This is a genomic window from Herbaspirillum sp. meg3 (assembly GCF_002257565.1).
Classification (GTDB): Bacteria; Pseudomonadota; Gammaproteobacteria; order Burkholderiales; family Burkholderiaceae_D; genus Herbaspirillum.
Genome location: NZ_CP022736.1, coordinates 1,259,335 through 1,277,418, shown reverse-complemented (window position 1 = coordinate 1,277,418; position 18,084 = coordinate 1,259,335). Strand labels below are relative to the sequence as shown.

17 protein-coding genes are annotated in these 18,084 nt (G+C 59.1%); 9 read left to right on the top strand and 8 right to left on the bottom strand.

The window, feature by feature from the left end:
- Positions 1 to 143: 143 nt before the first annotated feature.
- Positions 144 to 1,343 carry a branched-chain amino acid ABC transporter substrate-binding protein gene (locus hmeg3_RS05800; RefSeq protein ID WP_157739214.1) on the top strand — a complete coding sequence of 400 codons (1,200 nt, stop codon included), beginning with the start codon at positions 144 to 146 and terminating at the stop codon, positions 1,341 to 1,343.
- Positions 1,344 to 1,384: 41 nt separating this feature from the next.
- On the opposite strand, the gene hmeg3_RS05795 is transcribed toward hmeg3_RS05800, so the two are convergent.
- The 3 genes from hmeg3_RS05795 to hmeg3_RS05785 form a co-directional block, all read right to left on the bottom strand.
- The gene (locus hmeg3_RS05795; RefSeq protein WP_094562898.1) at positions 1,385 to 1,759 is read right to left on the bottom strand and encodes a hypothetical protein; all 375 of its coding nucleotides are present in this window, start codon (positions 1,757 to 1,759) and stop codon (positions 1,385 to 1,387) included.
- A 255-nt stretch (positions 1,760 to 2,014) separates the two neighbouring features.
- Positions 2,015 to 2,968, bottom strand: coding sequence for a ribosome biogenesis GTPase YlqF (ylqF, locus tag hmeg3_RS05790; protein ID WP_094566161.1), 954 nt, complete (start codon positions 2,966 to 2,968; stop codon positions 2,015 to 2,017).
- 83 nt (positions 2,969 to 3,051) lie between these two features.
- Positions 3,052 to 4,527: an MFS transporter gene (locus tag hmeg3_RS05785; protein ID WP_232511891.1), complete on the bottom strand. Its 1,476-nt coding sequence runs from the start codon at positions 4,525 to 4,527 to the stop codon at positions 3,052 to 3,054.
- 196 nt (positions 4,528 to 4,723) lie between these two features.
- On the opposite strand from hmeg3_RS05785, the gene hmeg3_RS05780 reads away from it, so the two are divergent.
- The gene (locus tag hmeg3_RS05780) at positions 4,724 to 5,599 is read left to right on the top strand and encodes a LysR family transcriptional regulator (protein ID WP_094562897.1); all 876 of its coding nucleotides are present in this window, start codon (positions 4,724 to 4,726) and stop codon (positions 5,597 to 5,599) included.
- A gap of 8 nt (positions 5,600 to 5,607) precedes the next feature.
- Here the strand turns inward: hmeg3_RS05780 and hmeg3_RS05775 are convergent, their stop codons facing one another.
- Entirely contained in the window at positions 5,608 to 6,549 is a 942-nt protein-coding gene (locus hmeg3_RS05775) for a histone deacetylase family protein (protein ID WP_094562896.1), read from the bottom strand.
- 238 nt (positions 6,550 to 6,787) lie between these two features.
- Here hmeg3_RS05775 and mltB point away from each other — a divergent pair, with 238 nt between their 5' ends.
- From mltB to hmeg3_RS05760, 3 genes are read left to right on the top strand one after another with little or no spacing between them, the layout of a single operon-like run.
- Positions 6,788 to 7,939, top strand: a complete 1,152-nt coding sequence (gene mltB / locus hmeg3_RS05770; protein WP_094562895.1) for a lytic murein transglycosylase B — start codon at positions 6,788 to 6,790, stop codon at positions 7,937 to 7,939.
- Between the two features lie 43 nt (positions 7,940 to 7,982).
- Complete coding sequence (locus hmeg3_RS05765) at positions 7,983 to 10,151, top strand: TonB-dependent siderophore receptor (protein ID WP_094562894.1); 2,169 nt, start codon at positions 7,983 to 7,985, stop codon at positions 10,149 to 10,151.
- Positions 10,152 to 10,166: 15 nt separating this feature from the next.
- Positions 10,167 to 11,357: a phosphotransferase enzyme family protein gene (locus tag hmeg3_RS05760; protein WP_094562893.1), complete on the top strand. Its 1,191-nt coding sequence runs from the start codon at positions 10,167 to 10,169 to the stop codon at positions 11,355 to 11,357.
- On the opposite strand, the gene hmeg3_RS05755 is transcribed toward hmeg3_RS05760, so the two are convergent.
- Together hmeg3_RS05755 and hmeg3_RS05750 are read right to left on the bottom strand one after the other, a co-directional pair.
- The gene (locus hmeg3_RS05755) at positions 11,354 to 11,767 is read right to left on the bottom strand and encodes a RidA family protein (protein ID WP_094562892.1); all 414 of its coding nucleotides are present in this window, start codon (positions 11,765 to 11,767) and stop codon (positions 11,354 to 11,356) included. The two genes, hmeg3_RS05760 and hmeg3_RS05755, sit on opposite strands and share 4 nt — an antisense overlap.
- A gap of 41 nt (positions 11,768 to 11,808) precedes the next feature.
- Positions 11,809 to 12,780, bottom strand: coding sequence for an agmatinase (locus hmeg3_RS05750; RefSeq protein WP_094562891.1), 972 nt, complete (start codon positions 12,778 to 12,780; stop codon positions 11,809 to 11,811).
- Between the two features lie 208 nt (positions 12,781 to 12,988).
- Here hmeg3_RS05750 and hmeg3_RS05745 point away from each other — a divergent pair, with 208 nt between their 5' ends.
- Entirely contained in the window at positions 12,989 to 13,864 is an 876-nt protein-coding gene (locus tag hmeg3_RS05745) for a LysR family transcriptional regulator (RefSeq protein WP_094562890.1), read from the top strand.
- On the opposite strand, the gene hmeg3_RS24910 is transcribed toward hmeg3_RS05745, so the two are convergent.
- Positions 13,839 to 14,150: a hypothetical protein gene (locus tag hmeg3_RS24910; RefSeq protein ID WP_198361919.1), complete on the bottom strand. Its 312-nt coding sequence runs from the start codon at positions 14,148 to 14,150 to the stop codon at positions 13,839 to 13,841. The two genes, hmeg3_RS05745 and hmeg3_RS24910, sit on opposite strands and share 26 nt — an antisense overlap.
- Here hmeg3_RS24910 and hmeg3_RS05740 point away from each other — a divergent pair.
- The 3 genes from hmeg3_RS05740 (at position 14,142) to hmeg3_RS05730 (ending at position 17,558) form a co-directional block, all read left to right on the top strand.
- Complete coding sequence (locus hmeg3_RS05740) at positions 14,142 to 15,113, top strand: MurR/RpiR family transcriptional regulator (protein WP_232511887.1); 972 nt, start codon at positions 14,142 to 14,144, stop codon at positions 15,111 to 15,113. The genes hmeg3_RS24910 and hmeg3_RS05740 overlap by 9 nt on opposite strands.
- A gap of 102 nt (positions 15,114 to 15,215) precedes the next feature.
- The gene (locus tag hmeg3_RS05735; RefSeq protein WP_094562888.1) at positions 15,216 to 16,004 is read left to right on the top strand and encodes a transporter substrate-binding domain-containing protein; all 789 of its coding nucleotides are present in this window, start codon (positions 15,216 to 15,218) and stop codon (positions 16,002 to 16,004) included.
- A gap of 180 nt (positions 16,005 to 16,184) precedes the next feature.
- Entirely contained in the window at positions 16,185 to 17,558 is a 1,374-nt protein-coding gene (locus hmeg3_RS05730; RefSeq protein ID WP_094566159.1) for an MmgE/PrpD family protein, read from the top strand.
- Here the strand turns inward: hmeg3_RS05730 and hmeg3_RS05725 are convergent.
- Entirely contained in the window at positions 17,548 to 18,084 is a 537-nt protein-coding gene (locus hmeg3_RS05725) for a YaeQ family protein (RefSeq protein WP_094562887.1), read from the bottom strand. The genes hmeg3_RS05730 and hmeg3_RS05725 overlap by 11 nt on opposite strands.

Here is an 18,084-nt window from a genome sequence, read left to right as displayed (position 1 = left end):
CCCCTCACGCTGCCCTGCAAAGCCCCTCTCTTCCTTCCTGTCTTAAAAATTGCCTCAATAACAATTATTTTGTTATTCTGACAACTCGTCACGCGTTATCTCTCCCCGCCCGTTCCATCAGCATGCTCTTCGAAAGGAGCGACATGAAATCGGTACATCGCCTGCGACGCTTGCTCGGCATCAGCCTTCTGCTTGCCCCGCTCTACTGCCAACCCGCTTCGTCCGAAGAAAACACGCAGACCGTGCTGATCGGATTTGCCGGCCCCCTTTCCTGGCCTCTGACGCAAAGCGGCCAATACGGCGTCCAACAGGCGATCGATGAAGCCAATCGCAACCGCTATTCCATCAATGGAAAAAAACTGGTCTTCAAGCTACTCGCCATCGATGACAAAGCGGATACGGCGGTGGCCGGCTTTGTCGCCAAATCGATGATCGCCGCCGGCGTTACCGGCGTCATCGGGCACTGGACGTCGGCACCGACCACTATCGCAGCACCGCTCTATGCGGCAGCCGGTGTGCCGCACATCAGCGCGTCAGCCGCCGCACCGGAATTCACCCAGCAAGGCTATAACACCAGCTTCCGCGCCATCGGCAACAGCCAGGAAGCTGCAATTACCATTGCCGAGTTTGCGACCCGCGAGTTAAAGGCAAAACGCATCGCAATACTCGATGATACTTCCGCTTTTGGCACGCGCATGGCAGACACCTTCGCCGATCAGATGCGTGCCTCCACCGAACTCGTCGGCCGAAGCACTGTCAGCAACAAAACGTCCGATTTCAACGCTGCGCTTTCGCAATTTGCGGCCAGCGAGGCCGATCTGATTTTCTTCAGCGGCTACCTGCAGCGCAGCGAAGATCTGGTACGCGCCCGACAACGGCTACGTGTGCCGGCCAGACTTTTTCTGACCGGCAGCGTGATGAATCCGATTTTTCTCAGCATGACTCAGGGCGTTGGCGAAGGTGTCTTTGCAGCGGCGCCCGGCAAGCCTTACGAAGAATATCCGCAATTCAAAACATTTGAAAAAAACTTCACGGCAAAATTCCGCACCAGTATCAGCGTCTACACGCTGTCGTCGTACGATGCTTGCAACACGCTCATTGCCGCAATCAGACAAGCCAATTCGACAGAGCGGCACCGGATCGTAGAAGAACTGCACAAGATCCGCTACAAAGGATTGCTGGGCCTCATATCCTTTGATGCGGGCGGCAATCTCCGCAGTCCGGTATTTACCGTCTATCGCATACGAGAGCGGCGCTGGGTACCCGTTAAAACCTACGAGGCCCGCAAGTCATCCTGCGCGTCCGATTCACACGCAGACAGCACTGCCTGCGAAGAAAATTGAGAGCACCGCTCTTGCCGCCATCGGCAGTCAAGTGCACAAAGCTAGCGCCAATGTCCCGGCTGCTCGCGGTCAAACTTGTCCTCCGCTTCTCGCAGATGACGGATCAGAATATGTGAAATCACATTGGTGCCGACGCCACCCAAAAAGGCGGGCAGCAGATACAGGCACAGCGACATTTCAGAATTGAAGAAAGCATCGTCGAGCGACGATAAAGAGGTTCTCGCCAGCCACGCCAGTTTCTTCAGCAGCACAATATCAATCCCCGCCAACACTAGCAGCACCATACCGAACAGCAAAACGATGGAACGCGCCAACGCTCGCTTCAACAGCATCGTGGCAAAGATTGCCGCAGGCAGCACCAGCGAAAAAAAGATAAGAAGATAGAACTCGATCTTGAGAAAAACGCTATCGGCCATGGTTACCTCGTTTCAGCAAAGTCATTGCACGCAATGGACGTGAGATCAATATAAAACCGCCGAAGCAAGCGGAATGCGGAATACCTCGCAATGTAAGATCGAAGCAGGCTGGCCGACACGTTTTTTACAACTCATTACGGCTGCCTGCTATCGGATACAAACCCGGCGGCAACATGGGTGCAATATCGCTCCAGCACGCAATAAAAAAGCCCGCCGGAGCGAGCTTTTTCCTTACCGAAACACGGCGCCATGCCATTACTCAGGACGGCCGCGATTTCTTTCCGCTTCCTCAGCCTCGGCTGCGGCGAGTTCTGCGGCCTCTTCCGCTGCCGCAATCGCCAGTTCTTCCTGATAGGCGGCCAGCAATTCAGCGCGTGTCTGCGGCGTTTCCAGCGTGATGCGTCCGAGTGCGCCGGTGCGATAGTCTTGCAGGAAGGTATGTGCAGCCTTTTCATAGTCGAAATCACCGCCCTTGAGACGGAAGCCGCGCTTGGACGCGACGCCTTCCACCACTGCCACGCCATCCATGCCTTCGGTCTTGAAACCATAGCGTGCCGCCAGCAATTGCGGATAGCGCTTGAGCAATTCGTCGGCGAGGAAAGTCGCGACTTCTTCTTCGATCAGTGCGTTGCTGCCGACCGCGTGACTGGCTGCCAGCATCAGGCCGTCGCTCGGATGCATGATCTTCGGCCACAGCATGCCGGGCGTATCGATCAGCACCATGTTGTTGCCGAGGTAAAGACGCTGCTGGGTTTTGGTTACGGCCGGCTCGTCGCCGACGGCAGCCACGCGCTTTTTGAGCAGCGCATTCATCAGCGTCGACTTGCCGACGTTGGGAATGCCCATGATCATCATGCGCAAAGGCTTGAGCGGTGTGCCGCGATGCGGGGCCAGCGCCAACGCCAGCTTGGGCACCTTGGCGACGTCGCTGGGCTTCTTGCAGCTCAGGGCGACGGCGTTGACGTTCTTCTGGCTGTTGTAATGCGCGATCCAGGCTTGCGTGACGGCCGGATCGGCCAGATCGCTCTTGTTGAGGATCTTCAGACAAGGGCGCTGACGAAACAGACGAATCTGTTCAATCATCGGATTGCAGCTGGCCTGCGGCAGGCGCGCGTCGAGCACCTCGATGACCAGGTCGACCTTTTCCATTGCTTCCGCCGCCTTCTTGCGGGCGGCGTTCATGTGACCTGGGAACCATTGAATAGACATGCGGAATTCTTCTTTTTGCAAAATAAGCCGCTATTTTACGGCCTGCGGCCTATTTGCTTCCAAAAAGAACGTACAACCGATACTTATTCGCCAGCTGGGACAACCGGTGCAGTAGTCGTCGCCGAGCGCGTATTGACGTAACGCAATACCAACACCAGTGCCAAAATGTAGACGATGGAGATCACGCCGTAAGCCAGCACGATGCGGGTCGTCCAGCCGGTAAAGGTATGCAGGATCGCCCCCATGAGCGCCACACCAACCAGCGCGCCAATCTGGCGATTAGCGTTCAAGGCGGCGGCAGCGCTGTTGGAATTGACCTTGCCGGCCACTTGCATCACAGCGGTCGTCATGGCTGGAATTGCGGTGCTGATGCCCAGATTGGCCAGCGCACCGGCGACAGCCACCATCCAGTAAGGTGTCTCAGGCGTCAGTGCCATCTGCACTGCCGAAAACACGGCGCCGACCGTCAAACCGAGGCGCAGCGGCAAACGTGGTCCCCAACGGGCCGTCATGCGTCCCGAATTCAAATTGCCGATGAAAATCACCGCCATCATCGGCACCATCTGCAAACCGGTCTGCAAGGCATCCGCCCCACGTGCTTGCTGCAGGAACAACGCCAGGAAAAAGAACTGGCCGTACACGCCGAAGTTGATCAGGAAGCCGATGCCGTTGGCCGCCGCGAACTGCGGTGTGGCGAACAAGGCGCGTGGCAACAGCGGCACCGACCCGCTGCGCTCACGCTGTACCAGCGTCCCCAAAGCCAGCAGCACGACGATAACGGCGGTGACAATTGGCATCGACGTCCAGCCGTAGACCGGGCCCTGAATCAGCACAAAGCTCAGCGCCGCCAGCATCAGCACACCCAGGAAGTGGCTGGTGATGGTTAGCGCGCGCATGTGCTTCTCCACCGCAGGAATCATCTTGACGGCCATGAACAGGCCCAGCAAGCCGACCGGCACGTTGATCAAAAACACGCTGCGCCAGCCGAAAGAATGAATCAGGATGCCGCCAACCAGCGGGCCGACTGCCGCTGCGCCGCCGACTGTCGCCGACCACACGCCCAACATGCGGGCACGCACCCGGTCATCTTCATAGACATGCGTCAACAGGCTCAGTGAGCTCGGCATGAAGAACGCCGCCCCCAGACCTTGCAGCAGCCGCGCCGCAACCAGCATGCCGCCGTTGGGTGCCGCGCCGCATAGCAGCGATGCCACCACGAACAGCACCAGGCCAAGCAGATAGATATTCTTGGCGCCGTAGCGATCCGCCAGCGCGCCGCCGACCAGCAGCATGGCGGCAAAACTCAGCGTATAGCCGTCGACGATCCAGACCAGCATGCTGAGCGGCGTGGCGAGGCTCTTCTCGATCGATGACAGACCGACATTGACGACGGTCACGTCCAGCATGGCCATCACGAAGCCGATAGCAAGCGTGATCAGGGGCAGCAAGCCGACGTGGGCGGGTTGACGTGTTTTCGGCTTAGCCGCCGCCGGTGCAGCGGCAGGCAGGGCTGCAGCCGCGGTTGCAGACACCGTCTGCGAAGGACATTGTGTTGACATGGGGCACTTCTCTTTCTGTGGGGACCGCCGGCAAACCTACTTCTCAATGCAAGCCTGGCAACCGGGAATACGAGCAAGGTGCCATTTTATGCTTCTTGCGCAATGCAATAAATAAGCATAACCTCATGACTCTGATGCAAAAATGCATCACGCAATCACCCTTCAATTTCTCTGAAAACACGTATGGACTGGGATCATGGATTGGGATAACGCTCGTATTTTTCTGGCAATCCAGCGGGCCGGTACGCTGCGCGGCGCTGCTGAGCAATTGCAGATCGACCAGGCCACGGTCGGCCGCCGACTCAATGCGATGGAAAAATCGCTGGGGGCGCGTCTGTTCCTGCGCACGCCAGCCGGCTATGTCGCCACACCTGCGGGCGATCTGGCGATTGCCGCCGTGGAAAAGATGGAGCAAGCCGCCGACCAGTTGCAACGCCAGATGCAGGGCATCGACGAGCGCCTGTGTGGCGTGGTACGCGTGGCGGCCACCGACACCATGGCCAAGCACGTGCTGATGCCGGCCATGCAGCAGCTGGCGGCCGAACACCCTGCGATACGCGTGGTATTGACGACTTCGACGCAAGTTTCCAATCTGACCCGGCGCGAAGCCGACCTGGCCGTTCGCAGCCTGCGCCCCACCAGTCCGGATTTGATCTCGCGCCATCTGAAGCGGCTGGCCGTCGGTTTGTATGCATCCAAGGCTTATGTCGAAAGACATGGCATGCCACAGCCCGGCTCGGCCTTGGCGGGACACGATGTGGTGATGTATCAGCGCGCGATCTACACCTCGCAAATCGAAACCATTTGCGGCGAATCAACCGCCAACGCCCGGGTGGCGATGGAAGTCAGTTCAGGATTGATGCTGATGGAAGCCGTGGCGGCGGGATTGGGTATCGGCGAGTTGCCAACCTATATGGCGGACACCGTGCCGCAACTGGTGCGATTGTGGCCGGATCGCTCAGAGCCTTATGACATGTGGCTGGTGCTGCATGACGATCTCAATCGCACTGCCCGCGTACGTGCGGTGGCAGATGCGATTGTCGCCGCTTACGACAAGCTGGAAACGGCGTAGCGCGAAGTTCAATCCAGGTCGGCCAGCACCTTGAGATGGGCCACCACGCTGCGGCCCAGCGCCGACAGGTTGTAGCCGCCTTCCAGACAACTGACGATACGGCCGCTGGAATGTTGCCGCGCCACGTCCATGATCTGCTTCGTCATCCAGGCGTAATCGGCTTCGACCAGCGCCATCTGCCCCATGTCGTCTTCGCGGTGCGCGTCGAAGCCGGCCGAGATGAAAATCATTTGCGGCCGATGCGCATGCAGCGCCGGCAGCCATTTGTCCGTCACCAGCTTGCGCACGACATCGCCTGCGGTATACGCCGGCAGCGGCTCGTTGAGGATATGCGGCTCAGCGGGATCGGCGCCGCTGAACGGATAAAACGGATGCTGGAAGAAACTCACCATCAGCACGCGCGGATCGTGCTTGAAAGCCTCTTCGGTGCCGTTGCCGTGATGCACGTCAAAATCAACGATGGCGACGCGCTCCAGCCCATGCACGTCGATGGCGTGGCGCGCCGCGATGGCGACGTTGTTGAACAGGCAAAAACCCATCGGCGTCGTCGGCGTGGCGTGATGCCCCGGCGGACGCACCGAGCAAAAGGCGTTCTCCAGCTCTCCGGAGATCACTGCATCCGTTGCGGCCACTGCCGCACCGGCGGCGCGCAAGGCTGCCTTCCAGCTGTGCTGATTGATGGAGGTGTCCCCATCGAGCGGATAGTGTGCAGCGCCGCTCTCGGCCAGCGCAGCAGCGCTGTCGCGGATCAGGGAGACCGCATTGGCGGTATGGACGCGCTCAATGTCGGCGAGGTCGGCCAACGGCGCTTCGCGGCGATCCACGAACTGGTCGATGCGGCTTGAAATCAGTTGATCTTCAATCGCCTGCAAGCGCAGCGGTGTCTCGGGATGCCATTCGCCCATCTCATGGCGCTGACAATCGGAATGGGTATAGAAAGCGGTAGTCATTGTTGTCTTTTTGAATATCTGCCCGTCAGCAGGTCTCGCTCGTTCTTGTCTCCACCGTCCATGCATCCGCCTCAAAGACGTCGGGCCGTGATGAATAGTGTACATCCTCGGGGCGGGCGTGGCACGGACCGCCCAGTCGTTCATGTATACTGGCTGACTTGCCTGTCAGCCAGCTTACGAGCAGCGGCGCGATGGCGCATTCCGATTTCCCTGAATTTCCATGAACTTGTGCCTATCCATGTCGATGAAACATAGCTTCCGCTTCAGCTTTCCCTCTTCCCTGCTTGGCTTGTTCGCACTTTCCCTGGCTTTGCTGAACCCGGTGGCCGTCCATGCAGAGTCGACGACAGCCACGTCCAAGAGCAAGACGAGTAGTAAAGCCACCAAGCAAAAAGCCAAGCCGAAGAAGAAATCCGCAGAAGCCGACGACGGCGAATTCGCCAACTTCAGCCAATGGAAGGAAGTCAACGCCTTCATCGATGAAATGGTCGAGCGCAACGGTTTTGACAAGGCCGCGTTGCAAGCCGTCTTCAGCAAGGCACGCTATCTCGACACCGCCATCCAGCTGATCAAACCCGCACCCAGCGGCAAACCGAAAAACTGGCAAGCCTACCGCGCGCGCTTCGTCGAGCCGAAACGCATCAACGCCGGTGTCGATTTCTGGAATGAACACGAACTGGCGCTGTCCCGTGCAGAAGCCCAATACGGCGTGCCGGCCGAGATCATCGTCGGTATCATCGGCGTGGAAACCGTCTACGGCCGCAACACCGGCAACTTCCGCGTGATGGATGCCATCACCACCCTGACCTTCGATTATCCCAAGACCGCCAACCGCGACGCGCGCATGGCCTTCTTCCGCGGCGAGCTGGAAAACACCCTGCTGTTTGCGCGTGAATCGAATGTCGACCCGTTTTCGCTGCTCGGCTCCTATGCCGGCGCCATCGGCTGGCCGCAGTTCATGCCAAGCAGCATCCGCCAGTATGCCGTCGATTTCGACGGCAACGGCAAGATCGATCTGCGCAACTCGCCGGTGGACGCCATCGGCAGCGTCGCCAACTTCCTCAAGATCCATGGCTGGCAACGCGGCGAACCAACCGTCTTCCCGGCCACCGTCACTGATACCGCCAAAGCCGAAGACCTGATCAACCAGGGCCTCGAAGCCAAGTTTTCGCCGGATGAGCTGAAAGCCGCCGGCGTCATCCCCGGCGCAGAACTGCCTGCCGGATTGCGTTATGGCGTGGTCGATTTGCAGAACGGCACGGCGCCGACCGACCACTGGCTGGCGACCAACAATTTCTTCGCCATCACGCAGTACAACCGCAGCTATTTTTACGCCATGTCGGTGATCGACCTGGCGCGCGCCGTTCGTACCGCACGCGGGCAACAATAAACCGTGCGCTCGCATCGTCTTCAAGCAAAGTAAAGCAATACCGATGAAACGTTTTTCTCCTCTCGCCATTTCCCTGACGTTAGCCAGCGCACCGTGCGTCTTCATCAACAACGCTCGCGCCGAAGAACCTGCCGATGCCGGTTCGTTACCGACCGTCAGCGTTACGGCTGAAGACGCCTCCGGTTCGACCTATCACCCTCGCTCGTCGAACATCGCCGGTTTCGGCGACACGCCGCTGCTCGATACGCCGGCTTCGGTTGCCGTCGTGACCGAAGCGCAACTGAAGGATCAGCAAGCCCGCCTGCTCAGTGACGTCATCAAGAACGACGCCAGCGTCGGCGAGAACTATGCGCCGGTCGGCTACTACGAGAACATCAGTGTGCGTGGATTTCCACTGGATCTGGCGAGCGGCTACCGCATCAACGGCTTGTCCGTTGTCGGCGAACAGAACATCGCGCTGGAGAACAAGGAACAGGTTGAAATCGTCAAAGGTTTGTCCGGCCTGCAAGGCGGTGTCGTCAATGCCGGCGGCCTGGTCAATTACGTCACCAAACGTCCGGCCGATGTGCGCTCGGTGATGTTCGGCACCGACTCCAACGGGTCGCGCTATGTGTCGACCGACCTCGGTGCACTGTTCGGCGATCGCAAGCAATTCGGCCTGCGCGTCAACGCTGCGCATGAAGATATCAATTCCTACGTCAACAACAGCAACGGCTATCGCGACTTCGCCTCGGTCGCGGCGAACTGGGACATCACGTCCACGGCGCATTTGCAGTTCAATATCGAATATCAGAAAAAAGCGCAGAAGTCGGTCGCCGGCTATCAACTGCTGGGCGGAAAAACCGTGCCGTCCAATGTGTCGCCGAGCACCATGCTGTCGCCGCAATCCTGGGTGCAACCGGTACGCATCGATTCGCTCAACATGAATACGCGCTTCGATGTCGAGCTCAACGCCGACTGGAGCGCCTACGTCAACATCGGCCGCAGCCGCGCGGTCATCGACGACTACCTGGCTTTCCCTTACGGCAGCAATGTGGCGACCAGCTTCTCGCCGACCTTCGCGGCCAACGGCGACTTTGACGTCTACGACTATCGCAGCCCCGACGACACCCGCCGCAACGATGAAGGCCAGGCAGTATTGCAGGGCAACTTCAACACCGGCTTCGTCAAACATAGTCTGACAGCCGGCCTGAGCCTGTCGCGCCGCGTGGTCGACAAGTCGGATGGCATTTCGATTCCGGTCGGCAGCGACAATATTTATGCCGCAACGCCGGCCGTGTTGCCTGCTGCGACTGATCCTGTTCCGGCGTCGTATCGCAATCTGGATAGCCGCCAGCAAGCCCTCTTCTTCACTGACCGTGTGCAGTTCAGCGACCGCTGGCAAGTACTGGCAGGTGGACGCCAGGTCTGGCTGAAAGAAAAAACCTACAACGCCACCGGCGTTACCACGCGTGATACCGACCGCAACCAGTTCCTGCCGCAACTCGCGCTGATCTTCAAACCGCAAGCCAACATGTCGCTGTATGGCAGCTATGCCGAGACGCTCAGCATGGGCACATCTGCGGCATTCTGGGAAAGCAACTACCCGACCACGCTGCCGCCGTCGGTGGCGCGTCAACTGGAAGCCGGCTTCAAATATGACTGGAGCAAGGACCTGAGCTTTACCTCGGCGATCTTCCGCATGAAGAAAGCCTATGAGTATCCGCAACCGGACGCCGGCGGCACCAGCTTCACCTACGTCCAGCAAGGCAAGGAAACCCATACCGGTATCGAGCTCGGCGCCTCGGGCAACGTCACCAAGCAGCTTCGTCTGGCCGCCAGCATGGCCTTCATCCAGGCACGCGCCGACGGTACCGGCACAGCAGCTTATGACGGCAAGCAGGCAATCAACGTGCCGCGCGTGCGCAGCGCGGTGTATGCCGACTATGCGCTGGCAGCCATGCCGGGCCTGAATCTGCAAGGCAGCTGGCTGTACAGCGGCAGCAAGGCAGCCACCCGCGATGGCAGCGCCACCGTGCCGGCTTACCATATCTTCAACGCCGGCTTGCGCTATCAGACCCGCATGAGCGGCCATCCAACTACCGTGCGCCTGACCGTCGACAACATCTTCGACAAGCGCTACTGGAAAGACACCGGCGAATCGCTGGGCGACAGTTACCTGCATCTCGGTGCGCCGCGTCTGGCGCGTCTGACGGTGCAATACGATTTCTGATCGGCGAGCGCCTGCATGGAAGCCGCTTCCCATCACCTGACCCGCGTCCTCAGCCACGGCATGAATGCCGACGCGGTGATTTCGGACTGGCCGGCGCTGACGTCGGCCGAAGTCACACGCGTGCTGCAGCATTATCCGCAGGCTGGAATCCCAAAGCGTCTGGTGTGGCATAGCCCGCGCCCGTTCTCGGCGGGTTGCGTGATGACGACGTCAACGATGGAAGTGTTCGTCAAACGCCACCATATCTCGGTGCGCGACGTTGACGGCCTGAGCGAAGAACACGGCTTCATCAATCACCTGCGCAGCCGCGGCATCGCTGTAAGCGAAGTGCTGACCACCACAGACGGCGCGACCGCCATCACGGATGATCACTGGACGTATGAAGTGCACAGCGTGGCCTCGGGCGTCGATCTGTACCGCGACGCCGTATCATGGACGCCCTTCACCAGCCGCGTGCACGCGCATGAAGCGGGCAAGGCACTGGCGCGTTTGCATCTGGCGGCAGAAGACTACGCCGCACCAGCACGCAAGGCGCAGACGCTGGTATCGAGCTTCACGATTTTTTCGCAGCAGGATCCGATGCCCGCGCTGCAGCACTATGTTGAACAACGCCCGGCCATCGGCGATTATCTGAAGCAGCGCAACTGGCGCGATGAAACCGCGACGACGCTGCTGCCCTTCCACGACAAGCTGCGCCCTTATCTGGACGAGCTGACGCCGCTGTGGACGCACAACGACTGGCATGCGTCGAATCTGCTGTGGACCGACCGCAGCGCGGCAGCCGGTGTGGAAACCATCCTCGACTTCGGTCTCAGCGACCGCACCTGCGCCCTGCACGATCTGGCGACGGCGATCGAGCGCAATATCATCGAGTGGCTGGCAATACAAGATGCGCAAAATACGCAAGATGCACAGACAGGCAAGCCGAACGTGGCGCATCCCGATCTGCTCGACGCCATGCTGGACGGCTACCACCTGATCCGTCCGCTGACTTCGCGTCAATGGAAAGCACTGGCAGCGTTGCTGCCATTGGTGCATGCGGAATTTGCGCTGGCCGAGCTGGCCTATTTCCACGGTATCACGCGCTCCGCAAAAAATGCTTCGCTGGCGTACGACACCTACTACCTCGGCCATGCCACCTGGTTCAACAGTGAAGAAGGACAGCGGCTGCTCGAACAGATCGGGCAGCGCGCCAGTCATTCTTAATCAGGAATGACGGCGGTCGCATCGACCTCCACCAGATATTCCGGACGTGCAAACGCCGACACCACGATACCGGTCGATACCGGAAACACGCCTTTGAGCCAGCGACCGACCACGCGATACACATCTTCGCGGTAGCGTGGATCGGAGATATAAATCGTCACCTTGCAGATATGCTCCAGCTTGCCGCCGGCTTCCTTGAGCAGCATGTCGATGTTGAACATCGCTTGCTCGGTCTGGCCTTTGACGTCACCGATGCAGACGCTTTCCGACGTGTCCAGATTCTGCCCGATCTGACCGCGCAGGAAAACGGTCGTGCCACGCGCGACGACTGCCTGGCATAGGTCGTTGTCGATCTTTTGTTCCGGATAGGTATCTTTGGTGTTGAATCTGCGAATGCGCGTGTGTTCCATGAGAGCCTCAGTGAAAGTGTGGGGTGAAGTGATGCAGTTGCTTACGCTTTGTTCTTCTTGTCGAAATAACCGGCGCGAATCGTCGCGCCGATCAGATTGACGATCAGTCGACCGGCCGTGACGCAAGTCAGCTTGCTGGCGTTGTCCTTGACGGGTTGAATCTCGACGATATCCATGCCGACCACGCGTCCTTTCTTCACCAGTCCGTGAATCAGCTTGCGCGCCTGCACAAAACTCACACCACCGGGCGCCGGGCCATCGACGGCCGGCATGATGGTCGGATCGAGACCATCGGCATCAATAGTCAGGTAATAGTTGCCGCCATCGGGGATGCGTGCCAACACGGCATCCATGCCGACATCGTGCAGCTCATACGCCGAGATCAGATCAGCGCCCCAGGCTTTGGCGGCTTCGTAATCGGCAGGACGTCCGCTGCCCTGTGCGCGCAAACCGATCTGCACGATGTGCTCCACGAATGGCAGTTCGGATGCACGGCGAATCACGCTCGACAAGCCGTCGCGCACACCATTGACCTCGTCGCGCCAATCCAGATGCGCATCGATGTGCACGATGGTGACCGGTCCCACTTCATCGAAACCGCGCAAGACCGGGTTGGTGATGCCGTGATCGCCTCCCAGCACGATCGGCATGCCGCCGCCGCGCAGGATCTGGCGGATTGCCAGTTCGGCACGGCGCTGATGATCACCGGGCACGGCGAGATTGGGCAGCACGTCGCCGCAATCGACAAAGCGGATATCGCTACGTCCTTGCAGCAGCGGGCCATCGATATCGAAATCGTAATGTTCCGGCGCACGCACGATGCGATCGGTCACGTCGCGGATCGCTTGCGGTGCATTGCTTTGGTCGTTGGTGAATTGACGTGGCGTATAGGCCGAACCGAACGGCACTCCCAGGATGGCGATGTCCGCTTTCAGATCAGACATATCGGTGACCAGCTCCGAATACAGCAATGTTTTGTGGCCGGTGCGTGGTGCTACGGTAAGTTGTTCCATGACGCATGATCCTTTGGACAAAATGTGTTGTGAAGAAAAACAAGCCAATGTCCATGCAAGATCGAAGCCAGCGCATGTACCGACACAGCCGAGTGCGTTTGACTCTAGCAAGCAATGCAGATAATAAAAAATGATTGTTTTGCAGGTATAGTCTTGAAATTCAATACCTTTTATTGTTGATCTCTACTTACCTTCCCGGCAGGCAATCATGATCCATCTGGACTTCGACGAACGCGACCTGCGCTCCTTGCGCGTGTTTTGCAATGCGGCTCAGGCCGGAGGTTTCGCCGCTGCGGAGAAGCGCCTGCACATGTCCAAGGCCTCCATCAGCCGCCATGTGCGCGAGGTGGAAGAGCGTCTCGGTGTCCGTCTGTGCGAACGCGGCCCGGCCGGTTTCAAGCTCACGCCCGAAGGTGAAGTGGCGCTCAAGCTGGCCTCGGATGCCTTGCGTTCACTGGAGCGTATCCGCTCCGAGATCGATGCGGTGCATGGCGTCCTGTCCGGCTCACTGTCGATCGGCATCGTCGAGCACACGCTGACACATCCCGATTGCAAGATCCCTGAAGCGCTGGCTGTCCTGCGTGAACGCGCACCCAATGTGCGACCGGAGATCAGCGTCATGACTTTCCCTGATCTTAATCAGGCGCTGCGTGAACATCGCGTCGACATTGCGATCCGCGGCAAGTATCCGCGCGAGGGTGAATTCAACTACCTGCCGTTATTCTCGGAAACGCATCGTGTCTACAGCGCGGCAAAGAAACCGAAGCGCGGCGCCGACGATCTGCCACTGGTATATAGACAACATCCTTATGTCGATCAGGCGCTGGCGACCGAAGGCTACGCGCGCGGCCCGGATGCCGGCGGCCTGGAAGCCATCGGCTTGCTGGTGGCGACGGGCAGCTATCTCGGCATCCTGCCGGTGCACTATGTACAGCTGCTCGGCAAGCGCTACGCGCTGAAGGTAAGAAGCGGCAGTCCGTCCTACCATCATCCGATCTGCGCCGTCACCGAATCATCACGCCCATCGACGTATCGCGCCGACCTCTTCCTCGACATCCTCAGAGAACTGCATCCGGGCAACTAATGCAAACTGAGTTCAAACCAAGCTCACCACGTTGTAGCGCCACCATGTCCATCGTGGCGCATTGACGATGCACGTGACGGGAGATGTTGCTCCCGCTGCAGGCAATTTGATTCACGCAGCCCTCTGTTTTTGAATCATCAAAATCAAATCTCTCCTGCGCAGCGATTTTTCTGACCGCTGAAACGCCCTCCAAAAATGATTCATTTGAATCATTTGCAAAAAATATTGGCACATATGTTGCTTGATGTCCTGCATATCCCGATTGCGGAGCGTCAACGTGAATCAAGCCACATCAGCATCGCCAAAGTCGTCTGAAGCCCTGCGCTCTCAGCAAGCGCTGGTGCTGCACATCAAGCAATGCTTCGACAGCTTGCCGCGGCAAGTGCGTCTGGCTGCCGGCTTCGTGCTCGATCATCCGCATGAGGTGGCAGTGATGTCCATGCGCGAACAAGCGCGGCTGGCCGGCATTCCTCCGTCGACCATGACACGGCTGGCCAAGTTTCTCGGCATGGAGGGTTACGACGACATTCGCGAGGTGTTCAAAAACAATCTGCGCTCACGCAGCAACGAGTACAGCCAGCGCGCCCACGGCCTGGTGGAACTGAATCAAAAGATCGGCGAAACCGCACTCGCACTGGATGTCGCCAACAACGCCATCGCACACATCCAGGCGCTGTGCAGCGCCGATACCTTGGCGGCCATCGTACGCGCCGTGAAAATTCTCTCCGCCTCACGCACGATCTATTGCCTGGGATTGCGCTCGTCGTTTCCGGTGGCGTTTCAGTTTTCTCACGTCTCTGAATACTTCGCCAAAAACATCACGCTCATCGATGGCGCTGGCGAAAGCGGCATGATGAAGATCATGCATCAGGCAGGCTCCAAGGATGCCTTGTTCGTCTGCTGCATCGCCCCTTACTCGCGCCGTGCGGTATCGATTGCCGGACATCTGGCCAAGACCGGCGTCAAGCTGATCGCCATTACCGACAGCGACAGCTCGCCGATTGCACGCATGGCGGCCGAGACCATCCTGGTCGGCAAACAGAACGCCTCCTTCTTCGACACGCTGGTTCCGGCTTTTCTCGTCAGTGAAATCCTGGTTGCACTGATGGCGGCGACATCCAAGGTTGACGTCAAGGCCTCGGTATCCGAGACGGAAAAGAACCTGTGGAGCATGGGCGAATGGTGGGGCGCGGAAGACAGCGAATTGCCCAAGGTATCGAGATCGCGCACGCGCAAAAACGACAGCTGAGATTCACCGAATTTTCAAGACAGAGCAATGCACTACGCTTCGGCACACCCCGTACTTCACTACCTACTTGTACACCACGCATATCACTGAAAGGATATCGAAATGAAACGCCGCTCTCTCCTGCTTAGCCTGATTGCCGTCTCGATTGCCGCTGCTGTTTCCGGCAATGCCATGGCGGAGGACGCCCTCAGCACCATCCTTGCACGCAAGGTGATTCGCGTAGCCGTACCGACCGACTATCCACCGTACGGCTCGGTTGGCACCGACATGACGCCGCGTGGTTACGACATCGACATGGCCGCTCTGGTGGCCAAGAAGCTTGGCGTCAAACTGGAACTGATCCCTGTCACCGGCCCGAATCGTGTCGCTTATCTGCAGACCAAGAAATCCGATCTGACCATTTCCTCGCTCGGCAAGACGCCTGAGCGCGAAAAGGTCATCGACTACAGCATCGCTTACGCACCATTCTTCGATGCCGTTTTCGGGAAGCAGGAAATCATCGCCAAGAACTACAACGAACTCACCGGCAAAGTCATTGCGGTGACTCGCGGCTCGATGCAGGATGAAGAGTTATCGCGTCTGGCGCCGGGTGCCGTGATCAAGCGCTTTGAAGACAACAACGGCACGGTCTCTGCCTTCCTCGCCGGTCAGGCGCAGATGTTTGCAACCGGCACCGCCGTGGCTGCCACGATCAAGGCCAAGGATCCGTCGGTGAGCATGGACCTGAAAGTCATCCTGTCCAATGCACCTTGCTACATCGGCGTGCAAAAGGGTGAGCCGCAACTGGTCGCCAAACTCAACGAGATCATCCGCGAAGCCAAGAGCAACGGCGCCATCGACGAGATGTCGAAGAAGTGGCTGGGCGCACCAGCCGGTGCACTGCCGGAATAAGGTGGAGTAAGGCGGAATAAGCCCGCGACGCGATTCCCTGCGTCGTCATTGCCTGATGCGATGTTGCCCCGGACAAGCGCCGCGGCAAGATCGCATCGGACAAGTCACACAAGTAAGGCAAGTAAGGTAAGCAATACAAGCAACACCTCCGCTTTCTCCTCCATGACACAGCGTCACACCATGACTCCTCCTACCGCCATTGAACGCCTGGCCGACTGGATCTGCGGCCTGCAGCACAGCGATATTCCCGCCTCTGTACGCACCATCGCCACCAACTGCCTGCTCGATACCATCGGTGTCGCTTTCGCCGGCTCGGCGACGGCAGTGGCGCGCACCGCACGCGCCGTCGCCATGGATGCCGGGTCGCGCGGCGATGCCGCCATCGTCGGCGGCCCGCACTTGTTTTCCGCGCCTGCCGCGGCATTCGTCAATGGCGCGGCAGCGCATGCGCTGGACTTTGACGACAATTGCTACGCCGGTTTCGTACACGGGTCTGCCGTGATCGCGCCCGCTGCCATCGCCGTCGCGCAAAAGCGCAATGCGTCCGGCAGCGATCTGCTGACCGCGTTCATCGTCGGCTCCGAATGTGAATACGCCGTCGGCGCCGCCACCAACAGCATCCTCTACGATCAGGGCTGGTGGACTACCGGCGTGCTCGGCCCGGTCGGTGCCTGCGCGGCGGCGGCCTGGCTGCTCAAGCTGGATCGCAAACAAACTGCCTCGGCCTTGGGACTGGCGGTGGCCGGCACCGGTGGATTGAAAGCCTGTTTCGGCACCGATGCCAAACCCCTGATGGCAGGCCGTGCGGCAGAAGCCGGCGTGGTGGCTGCATTACTGGCGGCGCAAGGCGCCAGCGGCCCGCACGACGCCTTCGAACATTGGAACGGATTCACCGGCTTGTTCAATCACGGCGAATTCAACGTCGCCATGATTGCGCAGCTCGGTTCAAACTGGTTCATGGAATCACCCGGCGTCGATCTCAAGCGCATTCCGCTCTGCCTGTCATCCCACGCCGCCGTCGATGCCGCCATGGCCATCGTTGCCCGGTATGGGATTCATGTGGACGAGATTGAAGAGATCATCTGCGACGTACCGCAAATTGTTTTTGCCAATCTGATTTACAACAAACCGGCGACGCGGCAGGAAGCGCAGTTCAGCATGCCCTTCGCCGTGGCGGCGTCCTTGCTGTACGGGACGGTGGAGTTGGCGCATCTTGACGGCGCAGTCTTGCAGGAGCCGCGCGTGATTGCCCTGATGCAGAGTATCACCATGACTGTCGGTCCGCGCTGGAGTCAGGCCGGCGCGTGCGAAGCGGCACCGGAAGGGGCCAACGTGCAGATCCGGGCCGCGGGCCGTGATTGGGTGGAAGGATTTCAGGCGTATGCGCGCGGCGCGGCGCAATGCCCGATGCGTCAGGAAGAGATAGAAAACAAGTTCCTGACATGTATAGAAGCAGGAAACCGGGCTGGCGGCAGCAACGCTGCGCTGCTGCTGTCCCGCCTCAAATCAATCGACATGCTGCCGTCGGTGCGCGACCTGCTGACTACGGTTTAATTACCTGCGGATCGATCTGCACCATGTCTTCATTGCTGCCCAGCCAAATCTGGCCATCCTGAATCGTGCATTGCAACTGCATATTGCGCTGCGCCAGTTTTTCCAATGCCAGGCTGGTTTCTGAGGCAATGTTGACGACGGTGAGATTCTTGGCCCGCTCGACACGGCTGCCGGTCTGGTTCCACCAGATATTGCTGACGCTGCTGTAGCTGTAGATGATCACGCGCGCGGCGCGGCCACAGGCTTTGAGAATGCGCTTGTCGTCGGGCTGGCCGACTTCGATCCACAGGTCGATGGCGCCGGTCAGATCCTTTTGCCAGATATCCGGTTCTTCTACATCCGACAAACCCTTGCCGAAGGTCAGCGATTCGCTGGCGTTGAGCGCAAAGGCCAGCACGCGGATCATCATGCGTTCGTCGGTTTCCGACGGATGACGGGCAATGGTCAGGGTGTGGTTTTGATAATAGTGCCGGTCCATGTCGGAAATCTGCAGATCGGCTTTGAAGATGGTTGCTTTGAGCGCCAT

Bases quoted from the DNA above. Each gene is read 5' to 3' on its own strand.
- hmeg3_RS05735 (WP_094562888.1), top strand. From the start codon at position 15,216: ATGAAACGCCGCTCTCTCCTGCTTAGCCTGATTGCCGTCTCGATTGCC.
- hmeg3_RS05775 (WP_094562896.1), bottom strand. From the start codon at position 6,549: ATGACTACCGCTTTCTATACCCATTCCGATTGTCAGCGCCATGAGATG.
- hmeg3_RS05755 (WP_094562892.1), bottom strand. From the start codon at position 11,767: ATGGAACACACGCGCATTCGCAGATTCAACACCAAAGATACCTATCCG.
- hmeg3_RS05780 (WP_094562897.1), top strand. From the start codon at position 4,724: ATGGATTGGGATAACGCTCGTATTTTTCTGGCAATCCAGCGGGCCGGT.
- hmeg3_RS05785 (WP_232511891.1), bottom strand. From the start codon at position 4,527: ATGTCAACACAATGTCCTTCGCAGACGGTGTCTGCAACCGCGGCTGCA.
- hmeg3_RS05760 (WP_094562893.1), top strand. From the start codon at position 10,167: ATGGAAGCCGCTTCCCATCACCTGACCCGCGTCCTCAGCCACGGCATG.
- hmeg3_RS05730 (WP_094566159.1), top strand. From the start codon at position 16,185: ATGACTCCTCCTACCGCCATTGAACGCCTGGCCGACTGGATCTGCGGC.
- hmeg3_RS05795 (WP_094562898.1), bottom strand. From the start codon at position 1,759: ATGGCCGATAGCGTTTTTCTCAAGATCGAGTTCTATCTTCTTATCTTT.
- mltB (WP_094562895.1), top strand. From the start codon at position 6,788: ATGTCGATGAAACATAGCTTCCGCTTCAGCTTTCCCTCTTCCCTGCTT.
- hmeg3_RS05765 (WP_094562894.1), top strand. From the start codon at position 7,983: ATGAAACGTTTTTCTCCTCTCGCCATTTCCCTGACGTTAGCCAGCGCA.
- ylqF (WP_094566161.1), bottom strand. From the start codon at position 2,968: ATGTCTATTCAATGGTTCCCAGGTCACATGAACGCCGCCCGCAAGAAG.
- hmeg3_RS05725 (WP_094562887.1), bottom strand. From the start codon at position 18,084: ATGGCGCTCAAAGCAACCATCTTCAAAGCCGATCTGCAGATTTCCGAC.
- hmeg3_RS05745 (WP_094562890.1), top strand. From the start codon at position 12,989: ATGATCCATCTGGACTTCGACGAACGCGACCTGCGCTCCTTGCGCGTG.
- hmeg3_RS05750 (WP_094562891.1), bottom strand. From the start codon at position 12,780: ATGGAACAACTTACCGTAGCACCACGCACCGGCCACAAAACATTGCTG.
- hmeg3_RS05800 (WP_157739214.1), top strand. From the start codon at position 144: ATGAAATCGGTACATCGCCTGCGACGCTTGCTCGGCATCAGCCTTCTG.